Origin of the sequence: Pseudomonas vranovensis DSM 16006, assembly GCF_000425805.1 — a bacterium.
Lineage (GTDB): Bacteria > Pseudomonadota > Gammaproteobacteria > Pseudomonadales > Pseudomonadaceae > Aquipseudomonas > Aquipseudomonas vranovensis.
Genome location: NZ_AUED01000001.1, coordinates 409693 through 419202, shown reverse-complemented (window position 1 = coordinate 419202; position 9510 = coordinate 409693). Strand labels below are relative to the sequence as shown.

21 protein-coding genes are annotated in these 9510 nt (G+C 59.2%); 4 read left to right on the top strand and 17 right to left on the bottom strand.

All coding sequences use genetic code 11. The features are described from left to right. Positions 1-3: 3 nt before the first annotated feature. Entirely contained in the window at positions 4-195 is a 192-nt protein-coding gene (locus tag H621_RS0102310) for a hypothetical protein (RefSeq protein ID WP_028941811.1), read from the bottom strand. Next, positions 192-317, bottom strand: coding sequence for a hypothetical protein (locus H621_RS29080; RefSeq protein WP_280643199.1), 126 nt, complete (start codon positions 315-317; stop codon positions 192-194). The genes H621_RS0102310 and H621_RS29080 overlap by 4 nt, the downstream gene beginning before the upstream one ends. A gap of 197 nt (positions 318-514) precedes the next feature. Between H621_RS29080 and H621_RS28900 the strand changes: the two genes are divergently transcribed. After that, positions 515-751 (top strand): hypothetical protein, encoded by a 237-nt coding sequence (locus H621_RS28900; RefSeq protein WP_084167906.1) that lies wholly within the window; start codon positions 515-517, stop codon positions 749-751. A gap of 39 nt (positions 752-790) precedes the next feature. On the opposite strand, the gene H621_RS0102300 is transcribed toward H621_RS28900, so the two are convergent. The 15 genes from H621_RS0102300 to H621_RS0102225 all read right to left on the bottom strand — a co-directional run bounded on the left by H621_RS0102300 (position 791) and on the right by H621_RS0102225 (position 8069). After that, complete coding sequence (locus H621_RS0102300) at positions 791-1126, bottom strand: phage holin, lambda family (RefSeq protein WP_028941810.1); 336 nt, start codon at positions 1124-1126, stop codon at positions 791-793. A 479-nt stretch (positions 1127-1605) separates the two neighbouring features. Further along, positions 1606-2151, bottom strand: coding sequence for a hypothetical protein (locus tag H621_RS0102295; RefSeq protein ID WP_028941809.1), 546 nt, complete (start codon positions 2149-2151; stop codon positions 1606-1608). Further along, positions 2148-2270, bottom strand: a complete 123-nt coding sequence (locus H621_RS29075; protein ID WP_280643198.1) for a hypothetical protein — start codon at positions 2268-2270, stop codon at positions 2148-2150. The genes H621_RS0102295 and H621_RS29075 overlap by 4 nt, the downstream gene beginning before the upstream one ends. Then, positions 2267-2869: a recombination protein NinG gene (locus H621_RS0102285; protein ID WP_028941808.1), complete on the bottom strand. Its 603-nt coding sequence runs from the start codon at positions 2867-2869 to the stop codon at positions 2267-2269. Before H621_RS0102285 ends, H621_RS29075 begins: the two co-directional genes overlap by 4 nt. Next, entirely contained in the window at positions 2866-3312 is a 447-nt protein-coding gene (locus H621_RS0102280; protein WP_028941807.1) for a recombination protein NinB, read from the bottom strand. Before H621_RS0102280 ends, H621_RS0102285 begins: the two co-directional genes overlap by 4 nt. Further along, positions 3305-3871 (bottom strand): hypothetical protein, encoded by a 567-nt coding sequence (locus tag H621_RS26825; RefSeq protein WP_036989318.1) that lies wholly within the window; start codon positions 3869-3871, stop codon positions 3305-3307. The genes H621_RS0102280 and H621_RS26825 overlap by 8 nt, the downstream gene beginning before the upstream one ends. Then, entirely contained in the window at positions 3868-4023 is a 156-nt protein-coding gene (locus H621_RS28675; RefSeq protein WP_167332085.1) for a hypothetical protein, read from the bottom strand. The genes H621_RS26825 and H621_RS28675 overlap by 4 nt, the downstream gene beginning before the upstream one ends. Then, positions 4023-4214, bottom strand: a complete 192-nt coding sequence (locus H621_RS0102265; protein ID WP_028941806.1) for a hypothetical protein — start codon at positions 4212-4214, stop codon at positions 4023-4025. The genes H621_RS28675 and H621_RS0102265 overlap by 1 nt, the downstream gene beginning before the upstream one ends. Continuing rightward, positions 4214-5020 carry an ATP-binding protein gene (locus H621_RS0102260; RefSeq protein ID WP_028941805.1) on the bottom strand — a complete coding sequence of 269 codons (807 nt, stop codon included), beginning with the start codon at positions 5018-5020 and terminating at the stop codon, positions 4214-4216. Before H621_RS0102260 ends, H621_RS0102265 begins: the two co-directional genes overlap by 1 nt. Then, positions 5010-5816, bottom strand: a complete 807-nt coding sequence (locus H621_RS0102255; protein WP_028941804.1) for a hypothetical protein — start codon at positions 5814-5816, stop codon at positions 5010-5012. Before H621_RS0102255 ends, H621_RS0102260 begins: the two co-directional genes overlap by 11 nt. Beyond that, positions 5816-6175 carry a hypothetical protein gene (locus tag H621_RS26820; protein WP_036989317.1) on the bottom strand — a complete coding sequence of 120 codons (360 nt, stop codon included), beginning with the start codon at positions 6173-6175 and terminating at the stop codon, positions 5816-5818. Before H621_RS26820 ends, H621_RS0102255 begins: the two co-directional genes overlap by 1 nt. After that, on the bottom strand, positions 6172-6456 hold the full coding sequence (locus tag H621_RS0102245) for a hypothetical protein (protein ID WP_028941803.1): 285 nt from the start codon (positions 6454-6456) through the stop codon (positions 6172-6174). The genes H621_RS26820 and H621_RS0102245 overlap by 4 nt, the downstream gene beginning before the upstream one ends. Then, entirely contained in the window at positions 6453-7178 is a 726-nt protein-coding gene (locus H621_RS0102240) for a Rha family transcriptional regulator (RefSeq protein ID WP_084167905.1), read from the bottom strand. The genes H621_RS0102245 and H621_RS0102240 overlap by 4 nt, the downstream gene beginning before the upstream one ends. A 428-nt stretch (positions 7179-7606) precedes the next feature. Next, positions 7607-7801 (bottom strand): hypothetical protein, encoded by a 195-nt coding sequence (locus H621_RS0102230; RefSeq protein ID WP_028941800.1) that lies wholly within the window; start codon positions 7799-7801, stop codon positions 7607-7609. Between the two features lie 28 nt (positions 7802-7829). Further along, positions 7830-8069: a carph-isopro domain-containing protein gene (locus tag H621_RS0102225; RefSeq protein ID WP_028941799.1), complete on the bottom strand. Its 240-nt coding sequence runs from the start codon at positions 8067-8069 to the stop codon at positions 7830-7832. Between the two features lie 83 nt (positions 8070-8152). Between H621_RS0102225 and H621_RS0102220 the strand changes: the two genes are divergently transcribed. From H621_RS0102220 to H621_RS0102210, 3 genes are read left to right on the top strand one after another with little or no spacing between them, the layout of a single operon-like run. Beyond that, on the top strand, positions 8153-8905 hold the full coding sequence (locus H621_RS0102220) for a S24 family peptidase (RefSeq protein ID WP_028941798.1): 753 nt from the start codon (positions 8153-8155) through the stop codon (positions 8903-8905). Between the two features lie 2 nt (positions 8906-8907). Beyond that, entirely contained in the window at positions 8908-9147 is a 240-nt protein-coding gene (locus tag H621_RS28895; RefSeq protein ID WP_036989316.1) for a hypothetical protein, read from the top strand. Between the two features lie 48 nt (positions 9148-9195). Further along, positions 9196-9510, top strand: a complete 315-nt coding sequence (locus tag H621_RS0102210) for a helix-turn-helix domain-containing protein (protein ID WP_209420926.1) — start codon at positions 9196-9198, stop codon at positions 9508-9510.

The window sequence follows — 9510 nt, the reverse complement described above, 5'->3', positions numbered from 1 at the left end:
CACTCACTTGCACACCATCTTGTGCGTCTCGGCGTGCGCGTGACCATGCAGCAGTCCCACCAGCAACCCCTGAGGAAGTCCGGCCTCCTTGGCGGCATCAATAGCTTTCACCAGTGCGGCATCGAGCTCTGAGACCGCATGGACGATATCCATGCCCACCGGCAGCTCGTGGCGGATCCGGGAGATGTTGCTCATGCCAGCACCACACGAAAGTGGGAGAAGACCCAGATCATGCCCTCGATGAATGCCCACCCTGCTACGGCGCACATCAGCCCGAGCATGATGAATGCGCCGGTCATATCTGGAAGCTGGCCCATCTGTATGCCCTCTGCTCGCGCCACAAATCGGCGCACCTTGAATTTGTGGCGCCACAATCACGTCGAGGCGGTAAAAACAGAATCATGACGCCAGTGAAGTGGCACTTCGCCACCGGTCGCCAAATGCCGAAACTCTCGTCCCAAGTCCGCGCATACGACCAATACTAAAGTCTTGATCTGCCTGGGGAGTCACGAAAATGCAGCTAAGATTCGTTATCGTTCCGGCGTTACCAATAGAGCAAGAAGCCTTCCGACAGGGTATCCGTCATTGCTCAACCACCATATCCGGTGGCTTTGACATCTACGACAATCAGGAAAAGCTGCGACTCAAGCCAAGCTACTCAACCAGGGCATTGGCAGAAACAGCATGTGTGAAGATGAACCTGGAGTGCCTCAACCCCGACGAACTCTTTCCCCGCCCGCGAACTTGTTGACGCACCGCAAACCCATGAACCTCGAAAACGTGGCGCGGATTACGGCTCAGGGTTGCGCCCGGGCAACTTGAATCCAGTGAATCGATCGGCATAGGCGCGAATCTTGTCCACTCCTAGCAGGCCAATCATCCCACCGACGATTCCGGCAGCCGACTGGGGAATTCCCAGTAGCTCGAGCCCCGAGAGCATGGCCAGGGTGATGCAGCCACAAAGCAGGCTTTCGAGGAAGGCCGCCTTCTTGGTGCCGCCGCCATAAATAATCCGCAGCGCAGAGATCGACACCGCCAGGCCGGCCGCGTAGAAAGCGGGTGCATGCTGACTGAGCCAGGCAAGCACAATGAGCCAGGTGTCTGGTTTGTCTGGCATATGGTTCATCCGGGTTCCTCCCTTTCGGGGAGCGAATTAGATTCGACTCCAGCAGCACTCCCAGCTCGGAGCAATGGGTGTGGCGGAGCCGAAAACAGAAAGGCCCCGATCAATGTCGAGGCCCTGAATAGGTGCGCGGTCTTTCCCGCCGTCTGCCAAAGACCATCACGACGCTGGCACCCAACTGCACCAGTCTCACCGATCCAGTCTCGCGCCACCCATGAAGCGTACACGGCATGGGTGCGCGGGCTGCCGGTGTTTTTCCGTAGCACTGTACTACCGGCTTATCAGTGTCCAGGCCTTCCCGAAGACTGCCCTGGCTGCAGTGAATTTTATTGCAGGCACAAAAACCCGGCGCAGTGGCCGGGACTCTTGAGGCCCTCTTCGGGCAATAAAAAACCCGACACTTGGCCGGGTTCTTTTGGGTCACTCCTAAACGCGCAGGAATGACAGGATGGGTGCATATTGGCTCATTGGCTCACTCAACGTCAAGCGACATTTGCCACCAAAAGGCCTTCATGGTCGAGAATGTGCTGCGCCTCGGTCAAAGCCTCATTGACTGCGCCCTCCAGAGCCTTGCGAATGTCACGCCTCCAGCGCTCCTGAGTCTTGATCGGGTGAGGCTCGTTGCTCCAGTTGTCCATCTCGTACCAGGCCGCCGGGAGCACGCTTGTGCTGCGCTTCCCGTCCACGCCTGGCAGCTTGGGCATGGCCCAGGTCAGGATGGCGCAGTGGCGGAATCGCTGCGGCGCAGGAGAGCGATGCGTGCGCGTGATTTCCTCGATCGCTGCGTGCTTGCGGTCGACGTGTGTCGAATACTTCGCCACCAGGTGCCGCCAGTGCTCGGCGCTGAGGTTTTTGTGCAAGCGGCTGAACACCATGCAGTCGAAGAGGAAAGCCGCCTCCTTGCCCACGATAGCGCCCTTCTGCTTGGCTGCCTGAACCTTCGGCTCGAAGTCGCACCCACCTGCGCTGTTGATCGTCTCGGCGGCCAGGGCCCGGACTACTGCGGATACCACGTTCTGATAATTCACAGGCCCTGCTCCTTTTTCCGGCGATTCGAAATAACCATGCCCCGCACGATGCAATAGGCACCCAGAATTGCCATGCCCAGGAGAAGCAGCTGGGCGGTGTCGAGTGGTGTCCAGTTCATGCTGCTTGCTCCTTCAGCTGTTTGATCTTTGCCCGGTACTCGGCCTTGATGGCCTTGAGGTCGTCGATGGTGTACTTGCGGGGCTGATGAGGCCCTTCGAGGAATGCCACCCGGTCGGCGCCGATGCGATGCACCAGCCGGATTCGGTACTCGACCGCGTTGCCCGACAGGTTGCGGTTGCACTTCACACACTGGCGGTGGACGTTGAGAGGCTCGAACCGCAGCTCCGGGCAGGCGCCTACAGACCGGTAGTGGCCGGCGTCCCAGCGGCTGCCGGTGATCAGGTCGTGATCACTGGGCAGTGAGTCGCAGCTGATGCACGGCTGACCGGCGTCGCGCAGGCGGATGAATTCGTTGAACAGGGTCTGGGCTTCACGCATATGGTCTGCCCGGGTCTTGAGCTTCTCCTTGCGCACCTGGACCTCACGGCGCACGCGCTGGGCAATCGCCTTCTTGGCCTTGTCCTGGTTCACGTCCTTGATCGCCAAGCCACAAGCTGGACTGCAAACGGTCTGGCCCAGACGGCGCGGCGTGAAGCTGATGCCACATTCGGAGTTTTTGCACTTCTTCGGGCGAGGCGGCTTAGCTGGAAGACTCATGCAGCCCTCCCCCGGCGCTCGCCGTAGATCGCCATCATCAGGTCCTCTGGATGCGGTAGGAGCAGCTGCAGGCTCTCGGCGCAGTAAGCGTCCAGAAGCTCCAGGTACTGAGTCATCTGCTGGGTGTTGAATTTGCGGGTCTTGGCCCGGCCAACGCGGTACCGAGTGCCGTCGGGCAGCTCTACCGGATGAACCTCGGCCGGCCACAGTTTGGCGACCAGGATCTCGTGCCATTCCTCACCGCTCGCCACCTGGCCGTAGGAATCGCGCAGATGCTCCTGGATCAGTCCATTCCACATCCACAGCAAACGGTTCTGGGCGTCGCTGCGCTTGTTCCGGACCTCGACGATGGTCAGGCGGCGCGGCTTGGCCAGGTCTAGGCCAGTGAGGTAGCCGATCAGGCGGGCGCGATCTTGCTCTGTGCGAAGCATCAGGTCAGCCATGGTCGACATCCTCAAGCAGGTTGCGCGCGGCCATGACAGCCCAATTGTCGCCAGATGTTCTGCTCACTTCTGCGAGAAAGCTGCGCATCTTTTCGTTCTCGGCCTTGAGCTGGTCGCGCTCGACAATCAAGTCCGCAGTTACAACCGCACCTCGCGATGCAAGCGCCCGTAGCTGTTCGGCACGAGCGCGGATCTCTACCGCCCCCATACCCCCTTGCCAGCCAAGTCGCTGCTTTACGCGACGCACCTTGCGGCTGATGTTTGGTGGCGTGCAGCCATTCGCCTTTGCCAATTCGATTTGTGACGCGCCCTCGATAGACGCGATCAGCAGGTCTAGGTCGCCGTTATGAATTGCCGGGTAGTCACACAAGTTGAGCTTCAAACTGGCAGCGAGCCGCTCGTTCTCCGCCAGCAAGCCAAGGGCGACCTCCTCCACCGTGCTTTCGCCAAGGAACTCATCCAGCGCGTCGGTGCGCAAATGCATATCCTGGTCACCAGCCTTCCAGGCTCCTACCACTGCCCAAAGCAGGGGCTGGAGCTTCGATTTTTCGATGATCATGGCCTGGCCCTCCCGATGGTGCAGTTGTAAGTGGTGTTGCCGATGTAGAAGCCACCAATGCGGTCGCAGTCGTTCTTGATGCTCTCGTGCGCACCAACCCAGCCACCCACGGCGCAGAGCGCGAAAACAAATGCCAGCCAAATGGAATTCATCACAGGCCCTCCCCAACCGGCTGCCCGGCGCGCTTGAACTCAACGTGATATCCGCGCTTCTGGCTGCCATCAGCCATCACGACACGGCGGTCGGCGCCCTTGGTCATTCGGACGATTTCCCGGCCTTCCACGATTTGCGCGAAGCCCTGGCTCTTGAGCTGGGCGACAGTGATTTCTTGGGCTGGGGTCATCAGATGGCCTCCTTGCCGCGATGCGATTCCCACTCGAACGGGACCACGATCATTCCGCCCTCGCGCAGGCGGTCGACGCAGCGCTCGCCCATGGCCATTGGCAGCTGACTGCCGTCCAGGTTGGAGATCACCACCGTTGGCTTCACCTGCTCGTACCGGCCGTTGATGATCGCGAACAAGGTCGTCAGCTCGAAGTCGCTCGGCTGCTCCTTGCTCACGCCGACTTCGTCCAGCACCAGCAGGGAGGGTTCGATAAGGCTGGCCAGAATGCTCGCCTCGGTCGCCTCGCTGGACCTGTCGTAGGTGGCGCGGATGGCCTGCAGGATCGAGCCGACAGTGCGGTAAACGGCCGAATGCGAGGTGTTGCGCATCAGGTCGTTGGCCATGCCGGCGCCAAGGTGGGTCTTACCGGTACCAGGCTTGCCCAGCAGCACCATGCAGCGGCCGCTCTCCGCGATCTGGTCGAAGGTCTTCACGTAGTGGCGGCAGAAGCGCAGAGCCTCGGCCTGGCCCTTGTGCTCGGCCTTGTAGTTCGCCAGAGAGCGATCAGCGAAGCGTTTCGGAATCAGTGAGTCGCCCAGCTTGCGGGAGATCGCCAGGCGCACGTTCAGGGCCTGCTCGGCCTCGGCCCGGGCCTCTCGCTCCTCCTTGGCAATGCGAGCGCACTCAGGGCAATGACTGCGCAGTGCCTTGCCCAGCAGCATGGTGACCTTCTGCTCGAAGGGGCCGTGCTTCTCGCACTCGGCTGGCTGAATACGGGCAACGACCGCCCCTTGGTCGATCTGGACGACTTTTTCAGAGCGCATAGCTGCCGTCCTCCCGACGCTTCAAGCCTGAGGTGTAGTCGCGCTCAGCGAAGCCGTGGTGGCGGCTGGCTGGCAGGTGATGGACGTTGTCAGCAGGAACCTCGACCTCGTCCTCCCAGCGCTTGCCGTTGAGCCAGGTGGCCGCGTGAGGGATGAACTGGCCCTTGTCCTTAGTCCAGCCAGGCAACAGGCAATGCTTGGCAAGAGCCGTGACGATGGTGTCGAACAAATCAGCGGTCAGCTTGAGCTTTGCCCAGGCCTTCTCGGCTTTGTCCTTCCCTACCTTGCGCGGGTACAGCTTCCAGAACCGCGAAAACAACTCGGCCGAATCAACCGGAGCTGGCGACGGGTTGAGGGAATCAGGAATCAGGAATCCGGAATCAAGAGAGAGGGAATCAGCAGGGAAAGAACCATGCGAGTCTGGTGCTTGCACCATGCTTGTACCGTGCTCACCCTGCGAGCGCTCTACTCCGGGTATTTCAGGGATGGTGCTCTTCGCCTCTTTGACGTGCGGGTTCTGGTGCTTCGACCAGTTGATCACCTGAATCGCTTTCACATCACCGACGGTGTAGCGCTTGATGAACCCCAAATGATCCAGGTCATCGAGCATCCGGTTGATGTCGACGTTGTCGGCAGGGAACAGGGCCATTTTCAGGCGGCGCGGGCGATCCTCAAGGCGCCCTTCACGGTCTGCCTCGGTCCACAGACCGATGAACAGCAAGCGAGTGGCGAAGTCCAGTTCTGCCAGGTGTTCGTTCGAGAAGAACCCTGGTTTGATATTTCTTGAACGGGCCATCATTGGGCCTCCTTGGTGTTCTGTGCGGCGGTGTAGCGCTCGGCCATGCCGTGAAGGTGCTTGAGTGGCTCGGGGTCAGTGAATCGAGACTCGCAGGCATACTCGGCAAGCTCAGCGCGCAGGGCTCCGAACTCGATCCCCTCGTCTGGCGGCATGCCGAAAGGCCCAAGCCTCAAGGTCATGTCGAGCCAGACGAAAGCGTGATGGCATGCTCCGCAGCGCTTGAAGCTGAAGCCCTGGCCTTCAAAGGCGCCGGAAATGAGCATGTAGCGCTCCCCAGCAGGGATGAATCCCTTGCACTCGCTACAGTCGTGCTGCTTTCTGGCCTTGACGCTCTTCTGGGTGACGAAATCGCTCATGCTGCACCCCGCACGGCCTTGTCGTGGGTGTGCAGGCCGTCCCCGGCATCCTCGAGCGCAGTGATAAGGTCGCGTGCTTTCTGAGCCGCAGCTTCGAGAGCCGCGTCATGCGGGAGTGCTCCTTCCTCGATAAGAAACACGAGATCCTTGGCGGCCTCCATGAGCTCTGTGTAGGCGCAGTAGTCGCCAATTCCAGCGGCAGTGACTCGACCACCAGAGACTCGCATGCCCAGGCGAATCTGGTCGACAGGGTTTTCTACAACGATTGTCACGAGCTTCATGTGCGCCCCTTCCCTACAAGCTCCGCCAGTTCATCGAACCGCTCGACATACCAATGAGGCTGGGTTTCGCGTGGACTGTTAGGGCTGGTCAGGTTCTTGCCGAAATGAAGGCCCTTTTCAGTGATCGCCCAGAATTCCACGACGCCGCGCTTGGTGCTGTTGCGCTGGCATTTCTTGATGATCCCCTTTTCGGCTAGGTACCGATTGAACACCCTGGCAGTGCTGCGAATGCCCCGATCCTTCAGCAGATCGGTTAGAGGTAGGGTTTGCATAGATGAGCCGCCAGTAGCATCTGGAGCGGCATCGATGGCGTAGCTAGGCAAGAAGCTGGATTCCAGGCCGTTGTTGGCGGCGATTCTGTTCAACATGGCCATTTGGCTGGAAGGCGAAGGCTTGAGCAGGCGCGTGTAGCATTCAAAGATCGCGATCTCGCCGTTGACCTTAGCGCCGTTCACCTTCTTGGCCGGATCAAGAACTATGTTCTCCAGCTCCCGCCAACGGCGAATTACGCGCATACGCAGCATGGCGCTGTAGCCAGTCAGCAGGCACTCAGTGTGCTCGCGATCGAGGAGGTATTCGGTTTGCCTGCGATTGCGACCATCCAGATAAATGTGAGCAAAACTGCTCGCATCGACTTTCAGCTCGGAAGCCATTGCCTGAATGTCGCGCTTCACGTCGGGGTGGCGTTTTCCGGTGAGCTCGGAAATCTCTCGCGAACTCATGGTTTGCCGCGCCACGTTTTCATTATCTTCATTTTGTGGCGCGGGGCTGATTAGCCCCTTGCCTGAGAGTTTCGATTCCGTCATGATTCACCCCACAGATGAGTTACCGCTGTACTTAGAAGAAGCCGCCCCGCCAGGCGGCTTTTTTGTGTCCGCGATTCGGCGGATTCGCTAATCTGGGCCTTCATCAGTCCCTCCTTTTTCAGGCCCTATTGAGTCCTGATTCCTTTGTGGCACCGGTAGGTTTCGGATTTTTCCGGCCCCCCTGGGCCTGGTCTTCTCGAAGAAGCGCTCTGCTCCAAGTTGTGCGGCGTACTGTTCGGGCGACATACCCGCCTTCTTTGCCAACCGCTCAAGCTTCTCGTAGAGGCGTCCATCGATCCCATGGCAGATCGTGGTTTCGGGCACGTAGGCCTCCTTCCGGGCCTTCAGGCCATCTGGCTTTTGTCGGTAACATCGCTCTCGATGATGCTTTCCAGCTTTTCCTCGACGCACATGCGAACGAACACAGCCAGCTGCAGCTTGTGGAGTCGCGCCACAGCCTTCAGCGCCTCGTAGGTTTCCTCGTCGTAACGCGACTTAATCTCCCGGTCTTTCAGGTGACTTTGGTCGTGATATGCCATGCGGTATTGCTCCTTGCGGTTGAAAGGGTTAGGCGGCGTATTTGGTCGGCGCGGTTGAAGCCAAAAGGTGTTGAGCCTTGAACGGCTTGCCATTGGCTTTCGCCAGGGCGGCGATCTTCTCTGCGTACTTGGTTTCGCCGGTGTATTCGGTGCGCGGGAGGCAGCCGGCAGTGAGCCACTTGTAGACGGCGCGCGGCGTTTTCCCGCAAGCGAGAGCTACGGCGGTGACCCCGCCTGCATCATCGATTGCCTTCTTGAGCTCCTGCATAGGGCCTCCAATGGAAATATGAACTGTCAGTACATATTATGTCGGAACTGAAAGTACATGCAAGCGCATGCGATATTGAACCTATGGTTCATATAGAAGAAATACGAGCGGCCTTCGCGGCGCGCTTGAAGGTTGCCCTGGCCGCCAACGACATGCCGTCGTGGGGTGCCGGTGCGCGCCTGGCGAAACTTGCCGGGGTTACGCCCAAGGCCAGCAGCAAGTGGCTGAACGGAGAATCTATGCCGGGTGGCGCCAAGATGCTTGCTCTGGCATCAGCTCTAAAGGTTCGCGTTGAGTGGCTGGAGTATGGTCGTGGCGATATGCAGGAAGGGGCCGCGCTGGAAACTCGGCCGTTGTCCGTACAGCCTGCTGAGATCCCTGCCTTTCCGACTGAAGATGACGCCGAGGACGCTTATGTTCACATCAAGCAGTACTCCGCCCTTCTATCTGCAGGCCCCGGGCACACCAATGAACACGTTGAGGTTCGCGGAACGCTGGCCTTCAAGCGTGAGTGGATCAGGTACATGGGGCTCAACCCCAAAAACCTGAAAGTGATCTACGCCCAGGGCTCAAGCATGGAGCCGACGATCAATGATCGGGACGTGCTCTTGATCGATGAGTCGCGAGTGGACCCGGTAGATGGCCAGGTCTTCGCACTGTTCAGCGAAAACAAAGGCGCTATCGTCAAGCGTTTGATCTTCTCCGACCTGGAAGGCTGGATAGTCCGAAGTGATAACCCAGACAAGACCCTGTACGCAGACCTCAAGATTCCTGACGGAGAAATCCATGAGCACCGAATTCTTGGCCGCGTGATCTGGCGCGGCGGGGTTCTCTAGCCATGCCCCTAACCAAGCCCAACCAAGAGCTGCGCCGAGACCTTCAAGGTCTGGCCTCCGACCTGAAGTGGTCGGCTGTCGAGTTGACGAGAATCGCTGAGCGTTTGAGCCTCGCCGGACATGAGGCAGATGCTCAAGCGGTCCTAAGGATCTGCCAAGTGATGCATGCTGGTGAAGATCGTCTGCAGGAACATGCGGCCAGCCTCCGGGACCAGGCCATCAACCAAGAACTGAAACCGTGACGTAAGGACGCGGAGATTCAAGGCAATCGGAGTGCTGGAGTGGAGGCCTTGAATTCCATGAACAGTGAAAATTTGTGGGTATGGGAAGAGATTGAGTACGAAGCGTTGCGCAAAGCGCTCAAGGACTTCAACGATGCGGCGCCTCGGGCCGATCGGATTACTCGGCGTAAGCTGGCAAACGCAATGGGCGTGAGCCCCACTACGGTGAACAGCTTTCTGAATGGAAGCCGACCACTCACCAAATCCATAGCGCTAGCGTTCCAGAATATTAGCGGTGTGCCTGTCAGGTCATTCAGTGCCAGGCTGGCTGATGAGATCGATGCAGCCCAGAGGCGTCTCTCGAAAAGAGACAAAGAGGTCTGA